Here is a 23027-nt window from a genome sequence, read left to right as displayed (position 1 = left end):
AATGGGTTTAGGAGATCTCGTTATACTATCTGTAGCTGCCATTCACTCACCAGGAAGGAGAAAATTATGACTCAGAGGGCTATCAATAACCATGGCATTACCCATCAAACTCAGGAAAGCCTGAGACAGCGCATCCGCCCCATTGTAGAGCATTTCCTGAAAACGGATGAGCTGTTTGCGGATTTGGAGTGCGATCGCACCCTAGATGAGGTTTTAGACGTTTTCCTGAGAAATGGCAACGAGGAAGAGCTGCAACAGATGAGCGATGAAGTCATGACTGAGAAAGTGAGGAGAATTTTAGGGACGAATAGGTTGTTTGGACTCTTGAGTGACTTAACACCAGAAGAAATCCAAGAATTTGATGCTGCTCTGCTCGATTTAAGGAAAGGTCGCTAATGGACTATTTACTCGATACCAATATTCTGAGCGCCATTCTCAAAGCCGATCCCAGACTATCCTCTAAATTCAATCAGGTTCAGCAAAAAGAGGATCGGCTTTTTATTAGTTGTATTACCTACTTTGAAGTAGAAGGAGGATTATTAGCCATTCAATCTCGAAAAAAAATGGCTATTCTAGATAACTTATGCCAAAGTGAAATTGAAATCTTGTTTTTAGACCAAATGAACATCATTCATACAGCGTCTCGCATCTATGCCGATCTCAGACGCAAAGGCACACCCATACAGTTTGCTGATATTTTAATCGCCGCCACTGCGATAGAGCATGATATAACCCTAGTCTCCCATGACTCCGATCTGTTGCGGATTGATGGATTAAAGTTAGAAGATTGGTTGTAGACTTAAGTTGGGATTCAGAATCAACTTTCTGTAACTTCTACTCTAGAATTGATCCACAATCTTCTGAAAGATTTCATCTGGAATAGAATGATCTTGAGTATAGACTTTATCATATTTTTCTTCCAGTTTTTGCCAATCGATCGAAGAATCTGATAAAACCTCCCTTTCAAACAGATCTAACGCTTTTCCAGACAAGCCTTTGGCTAAACACTGTTTCATCGCTAATCGACTTTCATCGATTTCTCCAATACACTCAAATGGAGTATGCTCTTCTAATCCTATCATTTGCCTAAAAATCATGAGTAAGTCTGGATCGTCGAATAAATTAACCCCAAAAACCCGATCTACAGCTATGGGATCAAACCTAGACATCAAGCCTAGCCAGACATAAGCACACTTAGGGCATTTTTTGCACCAGGGCTTTTTGATATTACAAGAATCAATTTTAGGCAGAAATTCTGGATAGTGACTCAGCTTCTTGAAAATGCGGAAATCATAGACTGGCTGTAAAATTCCGAAGTAAGTAAAATTCGATAATAGATGATTTTGAATAAATGTATTTAACGCCTGTTCTGCCTCCAATCCTTTTCCCCATTGATGATTGACTTCTTTACCCAATTCATCCCAGAATAAATTCCCCGTGTTAGCACTTTTTTCATGAGCTAAACTTAAGAATTTATAGCCTTCATAAAGCATAAGAGGCAAGGATTCAAAGATAGAAACCGGTGTTTCAGGAGCGGTAATTCCTGAATTTTCCGGAAAATACAAGGGAAACAGAGGGAAATCTAGAAAGTCATCAATAATGGAAATTCTATGGGTTTTAACGGGATGGGTTTCTGTGACCACTTCAGAAATTAAATTATGTTGTACATCCGCTTTGCCATAAACGCTATGAGAGTATTGCATGGTAGCAAAAGGAAGATTCGCCTCTTCCAATATTTTGATGGCTACAATGCTATCTTTTCCACCTCCACAACCTATTAAAATTGTCGAATTATCGCCTAATATTTTCCCTAGGCTTGATTCTCCTAATGGTTGTGAATAAATAATCTCAGGTTGCTGATAATCAGTCACCTGATTTTCATACCAATGCTGACCAAAAACTCCTTGGTAAATTTTCACAAATAGTTCCAAGGCTTGGATTTCTAAATAGGCTGCTATCCTAGAAATATCGTAAGTTTTCGGGAATAATGAGCATAATTTCATGCCTTCAAATAAAGCAATGTAGGCAGCTATTCTATTGATGAATTGTTCCGAGTATTTTTGTTTGAGAACAGAGAAGTAGACCCCCTGATAAAAAACCTTTGTTGAAAATTCAAATTCATCCGCACTATAGCGCACACTTAAATGGTGTTCGTGGATTTTTAAATTCTCGATTTTCAGACATTCTATCTTCATGATTTACCATCCTCTTGTCCCTGGCCCACCTTTAAAAGGGCCAACAATATCAGAAGTAATCCATCCACCATAAAACTCACCCTCTTGAGGAATTACTCGCTCATCATCGACATAACAAGCATCCATTAAACGAGCAATAAAACTATAGTAGGTTTGAAGTTCTACAAACTCAGGAGCCGGTTGAACACATCGCCAAGCAGCCTCCTTAATATATTTATCTCCAATCTGAACATCATAGTATTGGTAGATCCCTTTCCACTCGCAAAATCCTTTTTTGGGAGTTTCGATAATATACTCAGTTTTCACATCTGCGATGGGAAAATAGTAGGTCGGAGGATGACTGGTTTCTAAAACTCGTTTACCTTGGGTTGTTTCAGCTAAAACAATGCCATTACAAATGACTTTAAGATGTTTGTTGGTGTCTTGCCAAATGGCTGGTCTGGGGTAATCCCAAACCGATTCTTGACCAGGTTTTGCTGGGATAGGTTCGGGTCTGGGTAGATACATGAGAACTTTTCCTATATACTTGGGGATTGATAATAATTTGAGATTAACTCAACTCTAAAAAGAGACAATGTTCTTTTGCCTTAAAGTAATGAAGTTCGACTAATCCAATTTTCATTATATTTTAACCTCTTGATTAACCCTGAGCTAACCGAAAACCGGCATGTTGATAGAAATTACGGCGGAACCAATTCCGACAAGAAGGGGATGCATAAGCTCCTGTGCTGGCCCAAGATCCGCCTAACATAATTTTATGATCGCTATCGAAAAATGGGGCAGAATAATTTTCATATAGGGGATGGGGTTCAAATCCTGGTAAGGGATTAAATTCATCACTGAGCCATTCCCAAACGTTACCGCGAAGGTCATACAGTCCGGAGGAAGTTTCAGCATTTCTCAAGCTTCCTACAGGAGAGGGAGAGCCGAATTTTACCTGGAGGTTAAACTCTTGATTCTCTTCAGAATTTCCAACTGCAATTGTCCATTCTGCTTCACTCATCAAGCGGGTTCCTTCCCCTTTCCAGCGACAATAGGCCATAGCTTCATAATGGTTGACTTCCACAGGCCAATCTAAGGGTAAGTCTATTTGCTCAAAGAGGGTGCGATATTGGTAACTGCCATTTTTGTCGATCCAGAATTTGGGATGCTTGATGTTATTTTCTTCCTTCCAATCCCAAGATTCATTATCCCAAAACTCCGGGTTTTCATAGCCTTGATCTTTTAGAAATTGGAGGAATTCTCCATTGGTAATCAGATGCTGACTGGCGAAAAAGGGTTTTACTTCTACGGTGCGACTTCCATATTCACTATCCCAACCGTAGGTAGGGGAGTTTTCAGGTTTTCCGAGGGTAACGACTCCTCCAGAAACGGCAATCATTTTATTTTCTGGAATCGTCTGATTTGACGGTGCATATTGCCAATTTTCGGGACGTTGGAGGTGATCGACTGAGAATTGCCTGAGCAACATGGAGGAGGTTTCAAAATGAATCCGATTATGCTCCATTCCCATGATTAAAGCCCAAAGGGGATGGTTTGGGGTGATGGGAAGATTGAGGGAACAGGTTTTGATAACTTGAGTAATAGTTTCTTTGACTTTTTCTCGATAATCCCAAACGTTTTCAACTTCAGGCCAAGTGATATGTTGGGTTGCTTGTTGTAGCTCTTCGGAAGTGCTGGGATCGACTCCGATTGCAAATAAATATTCGTAGTCGGGGTTAATGTGTTGCTCTAATAATCCGACTCGAACGAGTTTGTTGATGTAGAAGACAGGGGAGTGTCCGAGGTAGAAGATGATTGGGTTTCTGAGGGGGTCGGGATTGAGGTAAAAGCTGTCATTATGGACTAGGCTTTTCATGAGAATTTCTTCTAATTCCCAGGAGTTTTGGAAGTAGTCGAGGAGGGTTTGGCGATCGCATCGATCGAGCTGTAGATTCGGCAAGGATGTCAACATATTCATAGTCTTGAAATATATAAAATTTACGCCTTTTGCGAGAGAATTAATCCAAACCACTGTTTGGGATCAGTCCAAGCAGCAACGGGTTTTAGACCTTTTTTGGCTAATTCAGCTTGCACAGTCTGTATGTTAAACTTCCGGGAGATCTCGGTTCTAATGGTTTCTCCGGCTATAAATTTAACTTGAAAATTGAGGCCTGCTAGTTCAACGGTATGAGGGTTTAAGCAGCGCAAATGCATCTCAATTTGGTTGAGTTCCTGATTATAAAAAGCCCAATGTTCAAAGTTTTGCCGCTCAAAATTGCCCCCAAAGCGCTGGTTGAGATGCTCTAGCATATTGAGGTTAAATTCAGCCGTTACCCCTTGAGCATCATTGTAAGCAGCTTCTAGGATGTCTTTGGGCTTTTGTAAATCGACACCCAAGAGGAAATACTCACCAATGTGGAGAGCGTCTAGGATATGGTCAAAAAAGCGATCGCACTCTTGAGGATTCAGATTCCCCAAACTGCTACCCAAAAAGAACACCATCCGAGAGGGTGCAGGGGTTCGTTCCAATTCAACTAAGGCTTCTTCGTAGGTTCCCACCAACCCTTGAATCTGTAAATTGGGGTATTCCTGTAGTAACTGTTGGGCACTTTCAGTAAGAATGCTACCACTGACATCAATGGGGATATAGTGCAGGGAGTCTGTTAGCGCTTGATACGCATCTAACAAGCGACGGGTTTTCGTAGAGCTTCCGCTGCCTAGCTCCACCAACTCACAAACCCCCGTCATCCGAGCAATTTCCGCAGCATACTGGTTAAGAATAGAATCTTCTGTACGGGTAGGATAATATTCGGGTTGTTCGCAAATTTGCTCGAATAATTGAGAGCCATAGCCATCGTAGAAATACTTCGGGGGTAAAGTCTTCGGATTTTCCGTTAATCCCTGGATCGCATCTTGTCCATCTAGCCCAGAGGTAAGTCGGCTAGAATGATGCAAATTTTTGATCTGTAAACGCTCTTGAATTGCTGGCAAAATAGCCACAATAAATGCTCCCTTTCTTTATTGCCTGGACATCCCTATGTAGGATATCAGCTTTTGGTATTCTGACCAAGAAAATTTTAGCGATCGCCAATTAACTCCCCTTTTCCTGCCACGACTTTACCCATCTCGAAGGCTTCAATCCCTTGAGAATTAAAGGTATTGAGGGCAAACTCCACTTGTTCGGGATCGATCAGCACCACAAAGCCAATCCCCATATTAAAGGTATTAAACATCTCTTCTTGGGCTACCGATCCGGCTTGAGCTAACCATTGGAAAATGGGCGGAATTTTCCAAGCACTCCAATTTATGGCAATGGATTGATTTTGACCTAAACAACGGGGTAAATTTTCGGGTAATCCTCCACCGGTAATATGGGCCATTCCATGAATATCCAAACCTTCAGCTATGGCAGTTAAAATGGGTTTAACATAAATTTTTGTTGGGGTGAGTAACAATTCACCCAAGGGTTTATCTAATCCTTTGGGGATCGCCTCCCAATTTAAGCCTTGAGTTTCGATAATTTTGCGAACCAAGCTAAATCCATTACTATGAACTCCCTGACTCGCTAAGGCGATCGCCACATCCCCCAAACGGACTTGGGAGCCATCTAACAGATCCTGTTTTTCCACAATACCCACACAAAAGCCTGCTAAATCATACTCGCCCACTGAGTAAAATCCCGGCATTTCCGCCGTTTCTCCCCCCAACAGGGCACATCCAGCCTCCTTACATCCCTGGGCAATCCCAAAAACCACTTGCTCTAACTGTTCTGGATTTAACTGACCCGTAGCGAGATAATCCAGAAAAAAGAGGGGTTCCGCGCCAGAAGTTAGCACATCATTGACACACATAGCCACTAAATCAATACCGATAGTATCGTGGCGATCGCAAGCTTGGGCAATCTTCAACTTCGTTCCCACGCCATCGGTTCCCGAAACCAAAACCGGCTGTGAATACCCCCCTGGCAACTGAAAGCAGCCTCCAAATCCCCCCAGACCGCCCAAAACTTCAGGGCGATAGGTACTTTCCACCCAACGGCGAATTTGGCCAACAAACGCACGACCCGCCTCAATATTCACTCCTGACTCTTGATAATCCATGATTTTCGCTTCCTCTTGACCTCTCAATTGAGGCATCTATCAAATATTCTTATCCATCGTGGGATCGCAGGGTGAATCTTAGTCTGGGCAATCCATACAGCCTATTTAGCCTTAATTTTTTGGGGATCAAGGTCTTTCCCAATCCCAAAAAATTGTGATAGCCTATCGCTGTTCAACTTAAAAACCAAATTCATAACGATTTCGATTTTTAGACTAAGACACTTAAACCCCTCCACAACTGAAGGTTATTCTACCCTCTGTTGGAGGGAAAAAAGTAGGGACAGGTCAATCCCAGGGCAACTGTAAAAGCAGATGACCTATGGGGTTTTAGACTGTCCCAATCTTGTCCTCCCAACCTAAGAGTTTATGAACCAACACCTTTGGAAAAGCTTAACCGTTTCTGCTCTGCTCCTAGCCCTAGGATCGGGGTCTTCCGGTCACGCAGAACCCAGTTACAATGCTTCTAATCCCATGCATTCTGAATTAGAAGCAAAAACCGAACCAGAACGAGATTTTACCCCAGCAACTGCTGCCCAAACCCCTGAAGCTGAGAAGAACAATACCCCAGAACTGACGATAACTCCCAGCAAAGAAAGTCAAATTGCGACTTCACAGACCCACAGAGCTTCTGTAACCAAGATTTATCCCCATACCCTCGATGGACAGGCAGCCGCCACACTGTATATTCAAAATATTCCTGTCCTCACCTTTCTCGGTGAACCCATTACCCAAGAAACAACCCAGGTAAGTGCCACCCGATCAGCTACTCCCGTAGTTATGGCCAACTTATCCAATACCGAACCCGTTCGAGAAGCGGAAGCAGTAGCGGAAAAACTATCCCAATGGGTGCGAACCCCTGAAGAGGCCCAGACGATCGCCGTAACATGGGATAAAGACTTAGAAGCCTACATCATTCGAGCCTCTGACCACATCCTAGTAACCATGGGTAAGGATGTCATCTTACCCGATACCACCAACAATTCCACCCAGGATGCCGTTCAAGCCACCAACCGCCTACGCCGTCTCCTGGGAAATGCTCCCCCCATCGAAGAAATCTACGGTAAACCCGTCACCGCTCCAAGCAAAGAACCCCATAATAATGCTGTACCCCAACAGCAATTAACCGCCGTCCAAGCCTTGAGCGGTTGGGCTTCCTGGTATGGCCCCGGATTCCATGGCAATTTAACCGCCAATGGGGAAGTCTATAATCAATATGGGTTAACGGCTGCCCATCGCAGCTTACCCTTCGGTACAATAGTGCGTGTAACCAACATGGATAACGGCCGTTCCCTAATTGTACGCATTAATGACCGCGGCCCTTATACCCGTAATCGGATTATTGACCTCTCTAAAGGAGCCGCTCAAGAACTGGGATTAATCAGTTCAGGGGTTGCCCCAGTCAGGGTTGAAGTCATGCAACAACAGTAGACTTCTAGCAGAAGCTGAAGCCATAGGCAAAACGAGGAAACTGTGCATCTGTACAAAACGATTGCTGCTCTTCAAACCGATTTACAGCAGCAATCTCCCTCTCAACTGTTGGGTTTTGTGCCCACCATGGGATCACTTCATGGGGGGCACTTACGCTTGATTGAGTTAGCACGGCAACATAACGATCGCGTGGTGGTAAGCATTTTTGTCAATCCTTTGCAATTTGGCCCCAATGAAGATTTAGCCACCTATCCCCGCAATCTAGAGCGCGATTGTGAACTCTGTCAGCAAGCTGGAGTGGATGTGGTATTTGCTCCGACTCCAGAAGCCATGGGGATTGGAGAAAGCAGTCAAACCCTGGTGATTCCGCCAGAATCCATGACTTCGGTTCTCTGCGGACAAACCCGTGGGGGCCATTTTCAGGGAGTAGCGACTATTGTCACGAAGTTATTTAATGTGGTGCGTCCCCATCGAGCCTATTTTGGCCAAAAGGATGCCCAACAGTTGGCGATTGTTCGCCAGTTGGTGAAAGATCTGAATTTGGGAATCGATATTATTGGTGTACCAACGGTGCGGGAAGCATCGGGGTTAGCCATGAGTTCTCGAAATCAGTATTTAAGAGGGCAAGAGCGCGAGCAAGCCTCAGTGTTATATCGAGGACTCAAAGCGGCTGAACAGAAGTTTAAAAACGGCGATCGCACCCGTGAAGGCTTAATCGGTGCATTTAAAGCTACGGTATCAGCCATACCAGAGATCGAACTCGAATATGTAGATTTAGTCGATCCTCAGACCCTAGCACCTTTACAGACGATCGCCTTTGAGGGATTATTAAGTATTGCTGCTAGATTGGGTTCTACTCGTTTGATTGATAATATTATCTTGCACAATCGCCGCCCCATTATCGCCATCGACGGGCCGGCCGGAGCTGGAAAATCAACCATTGCTCGCCAAGTGGCCGATAAACTGGGCCTCTTATATCTCGATACAGGAGCTATGTACCGGGCCGTCACTTGGTTAGTCCAACAAGCGGGAATTGCTTTAACGGATGAACCCGCGATCATCGAGTTAGTGAGCGAATGTCAGATTCGCTTTGATTCCTCCCCCAATTGGCCGCCCAGTCAACGGCCGTTGACCCCGATATCACCGGAAGACTCCTATCCTAGAACTGGAGGAGGAAGCGGCAAAGTGACCTATCTAGAAAAAGGGAGTTCCCACCCCTTACAAGTCTTGATTAATAATCAAAATGTCACCGAAGCCATTCGGTCTTTGGAAGTCACGGCAAATGTTTCGGCGATCGCCCGTTTAGGAGCCGTGCGCCAGAAATTAGTCGAGCAACAACGGTTATGGGGCAAACAAGGAGGACTCGTCGCTGAAGGACGGGACATCGGAACCCATGTCTTTCCCGATGCCGAGCTGAAAATTTTTCTCACCGCTTCTGTTAAAGAACGGGCAAAACGAAGACAACGAGATTATTTAGCTCAATCTGGCGCATCCCTGCCCAGCACAGAACAGTTAGAGCAGGACATCCGCCAAAGAGATTATACCGACAGTCACCGGGAAATTGCCCCCTTACAGAAAAGTCCAGAGGCGATCGAGATTATTACGGATAATCTGAGTATAGAAGAGGTGACCGATAAGATCATTTCTCTGTATGAGTCTACGGTATTGAGCCTAAATTAAGGAATTCTTAAGCAATTCTTCTTAAGTTAAACTTCCCGGATCACACTCTGTCAGGTACTGAGATCACGTACCCTTTCTCATCGGTCATGCATAGTGGAAGAGTAGCCGGGAAATTGACTAAGGAATGAATCACCGTGTTATCTTCATCTAGCTCCAATCGCCTAACCCTCACCCAGGATCTCTACCAACAAGTTCTCGATTCGATCTATCAATCCTGTGGCGAACTACTGCAAGAATGCCTCGATCGCTGTAACTTTAGTATTACTGCTGACGATCGCGGACGCAATACCTTCTTAATCATCGCCCCCAATCAAACCCTGGCCGAACAGCTAGTCTCTTACCTCAGCCAGACGCAACACTCCACAGACTCCCTATTAAAGCGCATATCCGCACAAATGATCGGCATCCATCAAACCGCCATTTGTTTTACCCCTATTACTCCATCTCACCCTTCCCGCTCTTATCAGCCGAAACCCACCCTATCTGAGTTGTTAGTCGGTCGAATTTTTCCCCATAAAATGTAAAGATAGGGATCTTCTGGATTCACCCGATCAAAAGGTCTCCTCTCCCCCTTCTCCAGATTTTAACCCAGTTTTCAGGTTTAATTTTTCCCGTAATTTCATCTCCTCCACTAATTCCTGATTCAAGAAATAATTGAGGAATGTACGGATAATCGCGATCGCCCCCAATTTTCCCAGACTGTCCCAACTCGGTGCAACCGTTGTCCCCAAAATATCCGCTCCTAACTGAAACTCTAGCGCCAAAGCTAACCAAGACCCCAACCTAATCCGCAGCAGTAAAAACGGAGTATCGCGATCTGATACTGGCATCAATTTCACAGCTAATCGCAAAGTTTGAATTAGACCCAGGAGAATACAAAAGACCGCAATCATCTCAAAAGCCAGCTTAATGATCTCAATCAAACCACCAAAGGCTTCTTCAACATAATGTATCCATTCCATGGTTCAGGTTAGTGTTTTTTGTTCTTGTTTGGCTAGTTTCTGCTGATAGAGATTGGCGTAAATCGCCCCAGCTAACGAAGAGAATAACGCATAGGTGGCGATCGCCCCTAAAATTCCCGGATCAGTAAAGTTCGCCGTAGCAATAGCCAGGGCAAGTCCCGCATTACGAGTGCTATTAGCCACAGCAATAGTCAAACGACTTTCCGGTTCCGGCCCGCCCAGGAAATGGCCAATCAGCAAACATGAGGCAGCAAACAACACCGCACCCAGAACAGACAGCACTCCTGCCGTTAGCACTTTCGGCAAAGCAACGGCCAGAACAGCCAGTAATATTCCTAGGAGTAAAAAGCTACCTATTTTAAATACCGGTTGTTTCAAATCCTCCGCCAAATCGGGGAGCCACTTGTGAAGAGCCAAACCCACCGCAATCGGAATAAATTGAGCTTGTGCCACTTGCTTAAACACAGTTGCCACATCAACCGTTACATTGGCTGGGTAGAGAGCTGAAATCCCACTCATCCAGACCGGGACAACCAGAACAGCGAATAGAGCTGTAGTAACCTGAAAGCTACCCGCCAGATCCGGCAGAGCGCGACCCTTGAGCAACTTGCGGTAAATCATCGGTGCGCCAGGACAAATGGCCATAGTCGCTAAACCCACTCGCACCGGAAAACTCATGGGAATAATTAGCCCAATGATCATCGCGGCCAAGGGAACGAAAAGGAACGAGGCTAACAAACACCGAATCAGCAGATTGGGTTTTCGCCAGAGTAGGGAGAGGTTCTTATATCCCTGGGAAAGCCCAATCGATAACATTAGAACAAATAGGGTCAGCCGAGCATAGCTGCTCAAAATCGCTTGGATATCAAGGTCAATAGACATGGTTTAGTCGAGCAAATAGGATGATTCTACACCTAGAATTAGCGATCCATCATAGCTGGCTTAGATTGGATGTTTTCGGGTAATACTTCATTCTCCGTCCGAAATTAAAAATCTAGGGAGTGAGACGCTCCCACTCCAGTCATATCAAGAGATTCTAGGAGTGCGGGCATATTGCCCGCTTCTCTTTTCCCATTAACCCGACTTGATCTTACGCCTGAACCGCCACCTTATCCACAACCGGATTATCCGTCACCTCTGGAGAATTAGCCTCCGAAGGGGGAACCACTTGCCAGAACTTGGGCAGATAGGTTTCCCAGTTCTCTAAAACCCTCTTCGCCTTCGGACTTCCGGTGCGGGAATGATGCAACTCAATCAACTCTCGCAGGGACGCACCCCCCACCTTAGAAGTCACCCGTTGGATGGTGACAATCTCGGTATTAATTTTTTCCGGGAAACGCTCATCCTCATCCAGAATATAGGCCAGTCCTCCGGTCATCCCTGCGCCCACATTGCGCCCAGTCGATCCGAGAACCACAACCACACCGCCAGTCATATACTCGCAGCAATGATCGCCCGCGCCTTCAATAACAGCTCTACCGAGGGAATTTCGCACAGCGAACCGCTCCCCAGCTTGACCGTTAGCGAACAGAATGCCGCCGGTTGCCCCATACAGACAGGTATTACCAACGATAACATTTTCCGAGGGGTCAAAGGTCGCATTTGTAGCCGGAATAATGACGATTTCGCCACCATGCATTCCTTTACCCACATAATCATTAGCATCTCCAGTCAGGTGCAGGTGCATTCCAGGGAGGTTAAATGCGCCAAAACTTTGACCAGCATTTCCAGTAAAGGCCAGGTTCAGCTCACCGGTAAAACCGCTATTGCCATAGCGACGGGCAATTTCTCCAGCAATTCGCGCCCCCACGGAGCGGTCAGTATTGACAATTTTCCAGGTTTTGCCCACTTTAGTTTGCTGCTCGATAGCCTGTTTGATCTCGGCATCGGCTAAAATTTGGTCATCCAGAACCGGGCCATTGGAGTGAACGGGGCCATGATTAAGCCAACTGCGATCGCCTCTAGTATCCGGCAGGTCATCAATCAGCGACAGCACATGGATATGGTTAGTCTTCGTTAACTTCACATCCCGCACTTGCAACAAGTCAGCCCGACCAATAATGTCATTCAAGGAACGATAGCCCAACCGAGCCAACAGTTGGCGCACTTCTTGGGCCACAAAATAGAAGAAATTGACCACATGGCCCGGAATACCAGTAAACTTCTGGCGCAGTCTCTCCTGTTGGGTTGCCACTCCCACGGGGCAATTATTGGTATGGCAGATACGAGCCATAATACAGCCTTCAGCAATCATGGCAATGGAGCCAAACCCGTATTCTTCAGCCCCCAGAAGCGCCGCCATCACCACATCCCAGCCGGTTTTGAGACCCCCATCAGCCCGGAGCAAAACGCGATCGCGCAATCCATTTTCCATCAGCATTCGATGCACTTCGGTAACACCCAACTCCCAGGGAACCCCCGCATGTTTAATCGAACTGAGGGGACTCGCACCCGTCCCCCCATCATGGCCGGAAATCTGGATAATATCGGCATTGGCTTTGGCCACTCCACAGGCAACCGTACCGATGCCCACTTCTGCCACCAATTTAACGCTCACACCCGCTTGGGGATTAATTTGGTGCAGGTCAAAGATTAACTGAGCCAAGTCCTCAATCGAATAAATATCATGGTGGGGAGGCGGAGAAATCAGGGGAACACCCGGTTTAGAGCGCCGCAGCATGGCGATATAGGGACTCACCTTTTTACCCGGAAGTTGACCCCCTTCTCCGGGTTTGGCCCCTTGGGCCATCTTAATCTCGATCTGCTGGGCACTCATCAAGTATTCGGGAGTCACCCCAAAGCGTCCCGAAGCCACCTGTTTAATAGCGCTGCTGGCTGTATCTCCAGCTTGCAGTCCTTTGAGATGGGGAAAACTGGCGCTATTGCCTTCACTATCCACATCATTCAGGATGCTATAGCGCAGGGTATCTTCGCCCCCTTCTCCAGAGTTGGACTTACCGCCAATCCGGTTCATGGCAATCGCCAAAGTTTCATGAGCTTCCCGTCCCAGAGCGCCTAGAGACATGCCCCCCGTACAGAACCGTTTGACAATGCTTTCGACGGGTTCCACTTCTTCTATGGGAATGGGTTGGGTATTGGGGCGAAACTCCAGCAAGTCCCGTAGAGCGCAAGGGGGACGCTCTTGGAGCATTTTTTGGTACAGCTCGTAATGGTCATAGCCATCGGTTCCGTTTTTCACCGCCTTATGTAATGCCTTGGACATTTCCGGGGAATTCATGTGATATTCTAAGCCGGTGCGATACTGAACAAAGCCGCGATTTTCCAGTTTTTTGCCTTGCAATTCGGGGAAGGCCTTGGCATGGAATTGTAGGGTTTCTTGTGCTAACTCATCTAGGGATAGGCCGCCTACTCTGCTCACTGTGCCCTCAAAGGCTAGATCGAGCAACTCTTCACCAATGCCGATCGCCTCAAAAATCTGGGCCCCATGATAGGACGAGAGTAGAGAAATCCCCATTTTCGATAGGATTTTCAGCAGTCCCAACTCTACGGCATGGCGGTAGTTGTCTAAGGCTTGTTCCAGGTCGATCTTGGGCAGTTTGCCGCGCTCCATGAAGCCTTGGGTGCGATCGCTCCTCCACCAATGGCGAACCGTTTCCAAAGCCAGATAGGGGCAAACGGCAGAAGCGCCATAGCCTATTAAACAGGCAAAATGATGGGTACTCCAACATTGGGCTGTATCCACCACAATAGAGGTTTCACAGCGCAGTTTATTGCGAATCAGATGGTAATGAACTGCACCGGTGGCGACCAGAGGCGGGATATAGGTTTGCTCTGGGGTCATGTTGCGATCGGTCAAAACCACGACCTTGGCCCCTTCTCGGACTGCGGCATCTACGCAATCGCACAATTGGTCAATTGCCACCTTCAGAGACTCTCCCACCGGGTAGAGGGTGGACACTTCCCGCGCTTTTAGGAGGGAATGTTCCAGGGTGGATAACTCGGCTTCACTTAAAATCGGTGTGGGGAGGCGCAGTTGGGTTGTTTTCCGGGATTGGGGATCGAGCAAATTAGGATGGTCACCTAAGCGCATTTGCAAGGACATCACCAATTTTTCCCGCAGGGGGTCAATGGGGGGGTTGGTCACCTGAGCGAAGCGCTGTTTAAAGTAGTCATACAGCACATGGGGTTTACTCGATAGCACCGCTAAGGGGATATCATCCCCCATGCAGAAGGTCGGCTCTTTCCCCGTTTCTGCCATCACTTCAACAATCATCTCCACATCTTCGGAGGTATAGCCAAAGGCGGTTTGGGATTTGAGCAGGGTTTTCTCATCCAGGTTGAGATGAGTATCCCAAGGCAGTTCGGCCAGATCGTGGGTTCCTGCTTTCAGCCATTCCCCATAGGGGTATTGACTGGCGACCTGTTGTTTGATTTCCCAGTTGTGCAACACCTGGTGGTTTTCTAGGTCAATGGCCATCATTTGTCCGGGGCCTAAGCGACCTTTTTCAACCACTTCTGATTCATCCAGGAGAATGCTACCGGTTTCTGAGGCAATTACAATGTAGCCGTCTTTGGTTAAACTGTAGCGAGCCGGGCGCAGTCCATTGCGGTCTAGGGCTGCTCCTACATAGCGGCCATCGCTAAACACCAGTAGGGCTGGCCCATCCCAGGGTTCTTGGATACCGGCGTAGTATTCGTAAAAGTCGATGATTTCGGGGTGGTCGTCGAGAGCGGGTTGATTGTGGAAGGCTTCGGGCACTAGGATCATTAAGGCTTCCATGGGGGTGCGCCCGGAGAGTACCATCAACTCGAAGACGTTATCGAGGTTAGCGGAGTCTGAGGCACTGCGGTTGGTGAGGGGCAGCAGTTCTTTGAGGCGATCGCCCCATACCGGAGATGTAAATTCAACTTCGCGAGTCCGCATCCAGTTTAAGTTACCTAACAGGGTGTTAATCTCGCCGTTGTGTCCTAACATCCGCAGGGGTTGTGCTAACGACCATCTAGGCATCGTGTTTGTACTGAATCGACGGTGAAAAATGGCATAGGAACTGGTGTAGAGTGGATTGTTCAGATCTAGGTAAAAGTCCCCCAGAATAACCGATCGCACCATTCCTTTATACAATATTTGACGAGTAGAAAAAGAAACAATATAGATCTCAACTCCGGAGCGATCGGCATCTAGATGGGTTTTCTTGCGTGTCAAATACAACAGACGCTCTAACTCCACTCCCGATAAATTAGGGGATTCTACCAGCAGTTGCTCAATTTGGGGTTCATTTTCCCTTGCTTGGGGCCCTAAAATTTCCAAGTTTACCGGCACTACCCGCCATCCAATCGCCTTTAAGCCTTCTTCTTTCAGATGTTGCTCAAATAAGGCTTTGGCTTTATTTCGGGCTGCCCCATCTTGGGGTAAAAAGACCATTGCCACCCCCATGTGGCTAGGACTCGGTAGGGTAATACCTTCTTTCTGGCTCCAGTCTTGAAATAAGTCCCAGGGAATACCAGTCATCACCCCCGCACCATCTCCAGAGTCTTGGTCAGCGCTACACCCTCCCCGATGTTCTAAGCAGGTTAACCCGGATAAGGCTTTGGTGATTAAATCATGGCTGGCGATGCCTTGGGGATGAGCAATTACACCTACTCCGCAAGCATCTCGTTCTTCCGTCAGTTGGCGTAAAACTTTCGGCTCTCGTCCTGACGTGCCCAGGTCGGAAGAGCCAGTGAGTGGGTGATGCAGTTGATCTTGATTGAAAATGTTGTCCATGGAATTCATTAAGGGTGTTTTCGGATTGGGAGTTGTTGACTTTTTGTTTTTTTTGTGCTATAAGCGCTGGTAAACTCAGCTATGCAGACATCATATTCCTATTGATCGATAGGATGTCGTATCAATTACTGCTAGATGGGGGCAGAGTTGCTGCTTTCGGTCGGGACAAGTGAATCCAGAGGGTGCTGTGGTTTGACTGGCCCCGATTTTGATGTGGATAATGATTGTATCGAATTCTAGTCAGTTCTGGCAATGGTTTCTGAACCTTGGCAACTGTGCCCCTAATCCCCATCACTACTCTAATCCTCTGCCATCATTCATTGTCGCAGACTCCAATGGTGATATTCTCCAGAATTACAAATCGATGTAGTCTATTGGCAAAAGAACTTGGAGGTAAATCCATCGCTACTACAGAAAAATTCTCTAGTAAATTCCCCTTGATAATACTTTTTCATTCCTTCAAAGGTCATTAGCTCAGACATTTTTTAGTCTATCGGATCGCAGTATTTCTGAATTAGCGTCGATAAGTTCCTCTCCTATCCCAACCCCTTTCTGGGCGATCTAGAACCGATATTGCCAGACTATTATCAACGTTTAGCTCCCTCGGAAATAATGGTAGTTCAAGGGTTAGCCAGTGAAGACAAGAGCGATATTTTTTATATCTATGCGGATAGATGTGACAACCCGATGGAGAAGATAACGATTCCAAAGGATATGATTTTTAGGTAGGGTTGTGGAGTGTACAATTGATGCTGTCATTCTTTTATGTTTCGTTATTGGGCGCTGGAATTTTTGCTAGTGCGAATGCGCTTCCGGTTAAGGCTTGTGGGGATGGGGTAACTCCAGGTTGTTCATCAACCCAATCCCCCCAACCTCCCTTAGAAAGGGCAGTTAGACAAGTCCCCCTGATTAAGCAGGATTTAGGGGGATCGATGCTTCCGAGTCAAGGGAATCAGATCATCATTAATGGTCAAACCTTACCCATTGCCTGGAAACAATGGCAAGAGAATAATCAAATCCGGATTGCCCTTAGCGATGTGGGTTTGGTGTCGGGTTTTGGCGTAGAATTGCTGAGTACCTCGAATCCTACTCTACAACCGATTCAGTGGTATAGCACTCCGGGTCAAACTCGTTGGACGCTTCCCGCTCAGGTAACCTCGACTGCGCGATATGTGGAGGTGACGGAGTGGGCGCAAGCAGGGGGATGGCAGATGATTGCCCAGGGGAATGTGTTGAGGGTAGAAACGGCTATGAGTCAGATTTTGGGGATGCGTCAGGGGAAACAGACTTGGGGCGATCGCCTCGTTATTGCTCTTAACCAAGAAACCCCTGTACAAGTCAACCATGCTCCCGGAAAGACGGTAATTACTCTGGGGGCAGTCGCCTCTCCTGCTCTTCTGAATGGCTTTGCATCCCAGGCGGGTAATGCCGTTGATAGTATCAAGTTTACCCCCCAAGCCGGAGCCACGCAAATCGAGATTAACCTGAAAACTAGGCAAGTACGCCCCCAAATTCTGACTCTGAATGCTCCCTATCGCTTGGCGATCGATTTCCGTTTAGATGCGACAATTCCCAGTAAACAAATTCAATGGGCTTCAGGTATTCAATGGCGACAAGAAACCATGAGCCTCGGATCGTCTCAATTTCCCGTCTTTTGGCTGCAAATTGACCCCCGAAATCCCCAGATCCAACTCCTTCCTATTCGCACCAATAGTCAAGGTGCAGCCGGAACTTCTCCCCTAGTGACTTTAGCCCGTCAATCTCAAGTAGCAGCAGCCATTAATGCCGGATTTTTTAATCGCAATAATCAACTGCCCTTGGGAGTTATTCGGGAGAATGGAGAATGGATTTCTGGCCCAATTCTCAACCGGGGGGCGATCGCCTGGAACCACCAAGGACAATTTCTCATCGATCGCTTAACTCTCACGGAAACTCTCACCACCCAAACCGGTCAGTATTATCCCATTCTCTACCTCAATAGTGCCTATCTTCAACCGGGATTATCCCGCTACACCAGTGCCTGGGGAACCCCCTATACCCCACTGAGCAATAATGAAACTATTTTTTCTGTAAATGGCGATCGCCTCCTCAGTCAAACCCAAGCCACCCAAGCCGGAGTTGGGCAAATTCCCATCCCTCCCCAAGGATATCTCCTCGTCCATCGCGGCCAAACTCCCCCACCCTCAATCCCCCCAGGAAGTCCCGTTCAACTGCAAAGGCGCTCATCTCCGGATCTCGCTGCCAACTATCCCTTCACCCTAGGCGCTGGCCCCCTATTAGTCAAAAATGGGCGTATTGTCCTCAATGCTGAGGGAGAAACCTTTAGCCCAGCCTTTATCCGACAACAAGCTTCTCGCAGTGCGATCGGTTTAACCCAAAACGGACAACTGATTATCGCTGCTGTCCATGACCGATCCTACGGCAATGGGCCAACCCTCACCGAAATTGCCCAAATTATGCAAAATCTCGGTGCAGTCGATGCCCTCAATTTAGATGGAGGCAGTTCCACTGGACTTTATCTAGGAGGAGAATTATTAGACCGCTCCCCCCGCAGTGCTGCCCGCATCCACAATGGTTTAGGTGTCTTTCTCCAGCCTTAATTGAAATTATCTCTCATCCCCCAACCCCCCTTCTTCCAAGGGAGAGGGCAACTAAAGATGACACTCACCGGCAAAGATTGCTATCGTTAGCTAAGGGGAACACTTCTCCCCCTTTGGATTCTGGAACCCAAGATTTCTAATCTTCCACGGAGAAAATCAATCATGGTACAAGCGACAGAACGCCCAACCGCTAATTCAGACAAAGATCGAGACTCCCTTCCTGAAACTTCTCAAGCCTCCAATGGTGTTTATGAAGTCGGAGAACGTCCTTGGGGAACCTATACGGTTTTGGAAGAAGGACAAGGTTATAAAATTAAGCGCATTGAAGTTAAACCCGGTCATCGCTTAAGTTTGCAAATGCATCACCACCGTAGCGAACATTGGATCGTGGTTTCAGGAACGGCTAAGGTGATTTGTGATGACAAAGAAATCATGGTTTACCAATACCAGTCTACCTATGTTCCCCAAGGAAATGCCCATCGTCTGGAAAATCCGGGAGTGATTCCTTTGGTGCTGATCGAAGTGCAAAATGGGGAATATCTGGGTGAAGATGATATTGTCCGCTTCCAGGATGATTATGCCCGCAGTAACGGGCCAGTATAGTAAAGTTTAAATTCTAGATGCTTTAAACAGTCCCTCAATGATTCATTTAACCCCTGCTGCTGCCACAGAATTAAAACGGTTGCAAAGCCGACATCCCCAATCCACTTCCTGGGTACGTTTTGAGGTACAGACAGGGGGATGTGCTGACTTTAGCTATGAGATTCGGTTTGACTCGGAAAAACAGGAGAGCGATCGCCAGTATGATTATGAGGCGATCGCCATCATCATCGATCCCGCCCAATTAACCTATCTCGATCGCCTCAAAGTCGATTATTCCGATGATTTGATGGGTGGAGGATTTCGCTTCCATAATCCTAATGCTGCCCGAACCTGTGGCTGTGGTCAATCCTTTAGCATTGCCTAACCCTGAAACCCAAAGTGTTCAGCTACCCAAAAGATTGACAAAAGTTGTCTGGAGTTGGTAAAGTTAAAAATTGTCGTCAAAGTTGAACCAGAGACGGTTTATAGGAAACCTCCGTACCTTATGCCAACGATCCAACAACTCATTCGTAGTGAACGTCAGAAAATAGAACGGAAAACTAAGTCTCCAGCCCTGAAAAGCTGTCCCCAGCGCCGTGGAGTCTGTACCCGTGTTTACACTACAACTCCGAAGAAACCCAATTCAGCCCTGCGTAAAGTTGCCCGTGTGCGTTTAACCTCTGGGTTTGAAGTCACTGCTTACATTCCAGGGATTGGGCATAATCTTCAAGAACACTCCGTAGTCATGATTCGCGGTGGGCGAGTCAAAGATTTGCCTGGTGTAAGATATCACATTATTCGCGGAACCTTAGATACCGCAGGTGTGAAAGATCGGCGGCAAGGACGTTCTAAATATGGAGCAAAACGTCCCAAAAAATAGTACCCTAAAACGGTTGAGTTTAAGGGATTAGAGTAAGCCGTTATAGCTTCCTGGTTCTAGTTATTTTAACGCTGATCGTTGTAGATATATACTGTCCCATTATTCAATTCTCAAACCTATGTCTCGTCGAGGAGTATCTCATCACCGTTCTGTCCCTCCAGACTCGGTACATAACAGTCGCCTGGTTAGTATGACCATTCGGCGGATCATGAAGAGTGGTAAAAAATCTATAGCCTCTCATATTTTATATGATGCTTTCAAGATTATCGAAGAGCGCACCGGTTCCGATGCCCTCACCCTATTTGAAAAAGCCGTTAAAAATGCCACCCCTTTGGTAGAGGTGAAAGCCAGACGGGTGGGTGGGGCAACCTATCAAGTGCCCATGGAAGTCCGCTCAGATCGAGGGATAAGCTTGGCCCTGCGTTGGTTGATTCGCTTTTCCAGACAACGTTCAGGTAACTCCATGGCTATGAAACTAGCAAATGAACTCATGGATGCAGCGAACGAAACCGGAAGCACCATCCGTAAGCGGGAAGAAACCCATCGCATGGCTGAAGCGAATAAAGCCTTTGCTCACTATCGTTACTAAGGCATCAGACAAACTAAAGGTCTAAATCTTTAGCTCAATAGAGAAACCCTGACCCAAGTCTAGTCTAAAAGCTTTTAGACTAGATTTCTTCAGGAACAATCATGCGTTTGTCTTAAAAAAAGTATACAATTCTAAGAGAGCAGAACAATAAACAATCCCAACTGCTTTTTAAGACCAAGGAGGTATCTGTGGCACGAAATATCCCGCTGGAGCGAATTCGCAATATCGGCATTGCTGCCCATATTGATGCGGGCAAGACAACGACAACTGAAAGAATCCTGTTCTATTCAGGCATTGTTCACAAAATAGGTGAAGTGCATGATGGGACAGCAGTGACTGACTGGATGGAACAAGAACGCGAACGCGGGATTACCATTACAGCAGCAGCCATTACTACCAGTTGGAAAGACCATCAAATTAACATTATCGACACTCCGGGTCACGTAGACTTCACCATTGAAGTTGAGCGTTCCATGCGGGTATTAGATGGTGTAATTGCTGTATTTTGTTCGGTTGGGGGAGTTCAACCTCAATCAGAAACAGTATGGCGACAAGCCGATCGCTATAAAGTGCCCCGGATTGTTTTTGTTAACAAAATGGATCGCACAGGAGCGAACTTTTTTAAGGTATACGAACAAATTAAAGATCGTCTCCGGGCGAATGCTGTCCCCATTCAAATTCCTATTGGCTCAGAGAGCAATTTTAGAGGTATTGTAGACTTGGTGCGGATGCGTGCCAAGATTTACACTAATGATCTAGGTACAGATATTGAAGAAACGGAAATTCCAGAAGATGTACTGGAACAAGCAGAAGCATATCGTACCAAGCTGATTGAATCCGTCGCTGAAACCAATGACGCTCTAACCGAAAAATACTGGGAGGGAGAAGAGTTAACGGAAGAAGAAATTCATAACGCTCTGCGTCAGGGAACCGTTAATGGAACAATTGTTCCCCTACTATGCGGTTCTGCCTTCAAGAACAAAGGAGTCCAACTGCTCCTCGATGCGGTGATTGATTACATGCCCGCCCCCATAGATGTGCTGGCGATTCAAGGAACCCTACCCAATGGCACTCCCATAGAACGCAAAGCGGATGACGATCAGCCCTTCTCAGCCCTAGCCTTCAAAATTATGGCCGATCCCTATGGTCGCTTGACCTTCACAAGGGTGTATTCAGGCGTGCTGAAGAAAGGCAGCTATATCCTGAACTCAACGAAGGGCAAAAAAGAGCGAGCATCTCGCTTGATCGTCCTCAAAGCTGATGAACGTATTGAAGTAGATGAACTGCGAGCGGGTGACTTAGGAGCAATCTTAGGTCTCAAAGACACCACCACAGGGGATACCCTCTGTGATGAGAGCGCACCAGTAATCCTGGAATCCCTCTATATTCCAGAACCCGTGATCTCCGTGGCTGTAGAGCCGAAAACCAAGCAAGACATGGAGAAGCTCTCCAAAGCCCTCCAATCCTTGTCAGAAGAAGACCCCACCTTCCGAGTCAGCGTTGACCCGGAAACGAACCAAACCGTAATTGCCGGTATGGGAGAGCTGCACTTAGAAATTCTTGTAGACCGTATGCTGCGAGAGTTCAAAGTGGAAGCGAATGTGGGTGCGCCTCAGGTGGCTTATCGCGAAACCATCCGTAAAGCCATCAAAGCTGAAGGTAAATTTATCCGCCAAAGTGGGGGTAAAGGACAATACGGCCACGTAGTCATTCAGGTTGAACCCGGAGACCCAGGTAGCGGCTTCGAGTTCATATCCAAAATTGTCGGTGGCTCTATTCCCAAGGAATATATTGGGCCAGCCGAACAGGGCATGAAAGAAGCTTGTGAGTCTGGCATCCTCGCTGGATATCCTGTAATCGATCTGAAGGCGACCTTAATCGATGGTTCATTCCATGAAGTAGACTCTTCGGAAATGGCCTTTAAGATTGCTGGCTCTATGGCCATTAAAGAAGCAGTCATGAAGGCATCTCCTGTGCTTCTAGAACCCACGATGAAGGTGGAAGTGGAAGTTCCTGAAGACTTCCTTGGAGATGTGATGGGAGACCTCAATTCCCGTCGCGGTCAGATTGAAGGGATGGGTTCTGAAGACGGGATTAGTAAAGTCTCGGCTAAGGTTCCTCTGGCAGAAATGTTTGGTTATGCCACTGATATCCGTTCTAAAACTCAAGGACGGGGGATTTTTTCGATGGAATTTAGTCATTACGATGAAGTTCCTCGGAATGTGGCAGAGGCCATTATTGCCAAGAGCAAGGGAGAGGCATAAAATCCACTAGGGCAATTAGAGTTTAGGACTCTTTCGTTCT

The 23027-nt window shown here is 46.7% G+C and carries 19 protein-coding genes; 11 read left to right on the top strand and 8 right to left on the bottom strand.

The window, feature by feature from the left end:
- The first annotated feature begins 66 nt into the window (after positions 1-66).
- Together AC3FZD_RS01365 and AC3FZD_RS01360 are read left to right on the top strand one after the other, a co-directional pair.
- Positions 67-396, top strand: a complete 330-nt coding sequence (locus tag AC3FZD_RS01365; RefSeq protein WP_488738408.1) for a hypothetical protein — start codon at positions 67-69, stop codon at positions 394-396.
- Positions 396-797: a type II toxin-antitoxin system VapC family toxin gene (locus AC3FZD_RS01360; RefSeq protein ID WP_488738407.1), complete on the top strand. Its 402-nt coding sequence runs from the start codon at positions 396-398 to the stop codon at positions 795-797. The genes AC3FZD_RS01365 and AC3FZD_RS01360 overlap by 1 nt, the downstream gene beginning before the upstream one ends.
- A 42-nt stretch (positions 798-839) precedes the next feature.
- On the opposite strand, the gene AC3FZD_RS01355 is transcribed toward AC3FZD_RS01360, so the two are convergent.
- The 5 genes from AC3FZD_RS01355 to purM form a co-directional block, all read right to left on the bottom strand.
- The gene (locus AC3FZD_RS01355) at positions 840-2195 is read right to left on the bottom strand and encodes a MurL-like N-terminal domain-containing (RefSeq protein ID WP_488738406.1); all 1356 of its coding nucleotides are present in this window, start codon (positions 2193-2195) and stop codon (positions 840-842) included.
- A 3-nt stretch (positions 2196-2198) separates the two neighbouring features.
- Entirely contained in the window at positions 2199-2702 is a 504-nt protein-coding gene (locus tag AC3FZD_RS01350) for a DUF427 domain-containing protein (RefSeq protein ID WP_488738405.1), read from the bottom strand.
- Positions 2703-2835: 133 nt separating this feature from the next.
- Positions 2836-4155: a 5-histidylcysteine sulfoxide synthase gene (gene ovoA / locus AC3FZD_RS01345; RefSeq protein WP_488738404.1), complete on the bottom strand. Its 1320-nt coding sequence runs from the start codon at positions 4153-4155 to the stop codon at positions 2836-2838.
- A 20-nt stretch (positions 4156-4175) separates the two neighbouring features.
- A complete protein-coding gene (gene egtD, locus AC3FZD_RS01340; RefSeq protein WP_488738403.1) occupies positions 4176-5177 on the bottom strand; it encodes an L-histidine N(alpha)-methyltransferase in 1002 nt (333 codons plus the stop codon).
- 77 nt (positions 5178-5254) lie between these two features.
- Positions 5255-6277, bottom strand: a complete 1023-nt coding sequence (purM, locus tag AC3FZD_RS01335; protein WP_488740423.1) for a phosphoribosylformylglycinamidine cyclo-ligase — start codon at positions 6275-6277, stop codon at positions 5255-5257.
- A 366-nt stretch (positions 6278-6643) separates the two neighbouring features.
- Between purM and AC3FZD_RS01330 the strand changes: the two genes are divergently transcribed.
- The 3 genes from AC3FZD_RS01330 to AC3FZD_RS01320 all read left to right on the top strand — a co-directional run bounded on the left by AC3FZD_RS01330 (position 6644) and on the right by AC3FZD_RS01320 (position 9909).
- On the top strand, positions 6644-7705 hold the full coding sequence (locus tag AC3FZD_RS01330) for a septal ring lytic transglycosylase RlpA family protein (protein ID WP_488738402.1): 1062 nt from the start codon (positions 6644-6646) through the stop codon (positions 7703-7705).
- A 42-nt stretch (positions 7706-7747) separates the two neighbouring features.
- Complete coding sequence (gene panC / locus AC3FZD_RS01325; protein ID WP_488738401.1) at positions 7748-9385, top strand: pantoate--beta-alanine ligase; 1638 nt, start codon at positions 7748-7750, stop codon at positions 9383-9385.
- Between the two features lie 134 nt (positions 9386-9519).
- Positions 9520-9909: a hypothetical protein gene (locus tag AC3FZD_RS01320; RefSeq protein ID WP_488738400.1), complete on the top strand. Its 390-nt coding sequence runs from the start codon at positions 9520-9522 to the stop codon at positions 9907-9909.
- 27 nt (positions 9910-9936) lie between these two features.
- On the opposite strand, the gene AC3FZD_RS01315 is transcribed toward AC3FZD_RS01320, so the two are convergent.
- The 3 genes from AC3FZD_RS01315 to gltB all read right to left on the bottom strand — a co-directional run bounded on the left by AC3FZD_RS01315 (position 9937) and on the right by gltB (position 16072).
- Positions 9937-10347, bottom strand: coding sequence for a DUF1622 domain-containing protein (locus AC3FZD_RS01315; protein WP_488738399.1), 411 nt, complete (start codon positions 10345-10347; stop codon positions 9937-9939).
- A 3-nt stretch (positions 10348-10350) separates the two neighbouring features.
- On the bottom strand, positions 10351-11229 hold the full coding sequence (locus tag AC3FZD_RS01310; RefSeq protein ID WP_488738398.1) for a bile acid:sodium symporter family protein: 879 nt from the start codon (positions 11227-11229) through the stop codon (positions 10351-10353).
- 208 nt (positions 11230-11437) lie between these two features.
- Positions 11438-16072, bottom strand: a complete 4635-nt coding sequence (gltB, locus tag AC3FZD_RS01305) for a glutamate synthase large subunit (protein WP_488738397.1) — start codon at positions 16070-16072, stop codon at positions 11438-11440.
- Between the two features lie 749 nt (positions 16073-16821).
- Here gltB and AC3FZD_RS01300 point away from each other — a divergent pair.
- From AC3FZD_RS01300 to fusA, 6 genes are all read left to right on the top strand, one after another.
- Entirely contained in the window at positions 16822-18672 is a 1851-nt protein-coding gene (locus AC3FZD_RS01300) for a phosphodiester glycosidase family protein (protein WP_488738396.1), read from the top strand.
- 162 nt (positions 18673-18834) lie between these two features.
- Positions 18835-19275, top strand: coding sequence for a phosphomannose isomerase type II C-terminal cupin domain (locus AC3FZD_RS01295; protein WP_488738395.1), 441 nt, complete (start codon positions 18835-18837; stop codon positions 19273-19275).
- A 37-nt stretch (positions 19276-19312) separates the two neighbouring features.
- Entirely contained in the window at positions 19313-19639 is a 327-nt protein-coding gene (locus AC3FZD_RS01290; protein ID WP_488738394.1) for a HesB/IscA family protein, read from the top strand.
- Between the two features lie 120 nt (positions 19640-19759).
- Positions 19760-20134: a 30S ribosomal protein S12 gene (gene rpsL / locus AC3FZD_RS01285; RefSeq protein WP_488738393.1), complete on the top strand. Its 375-nt coding sequence runs from the start codon at positions 19760-19762 to the stop codon at positions 20132-20134.
- A 118-nt stretch (positions 20135-20252) separates the two neighbouring features.
- Positions 20253-20723 carry a 30S ribosomal protein S7 gene (gene rpsG / locus AC3FZD_RS01280; protein WP_488738392.1) on the top strand — a complete coding sequence of 157 codons (471 nt, stop codon included), beginning with the start codon at positions 20253-20255 and terminating at the stop codon, positions 20721-20723.
- A gap of 188 nt (positions 20724-20911) precedes the next feature.
- A complete protein-coding gene (fusA, locus tag AC3FZD_RS01275) occupies positions 20912-22987 on the top strand; it encodes an elongation factor G (RefSeq protein WP_488738391.1) in 2076 nt (691 codons plus the stop codon).
- The last annotated feature ends 40 nt before the right edge of the window (positions 22988-23027 follow it).

Source organism: Roseofilum sp. KMC-1, assembly GCF_057802075.1.
The sequence above is the reverse complement of the archived record's forward strand: the minus strand, read 5'-3'. Positions and strand labels throughout refer to the sequence as shown.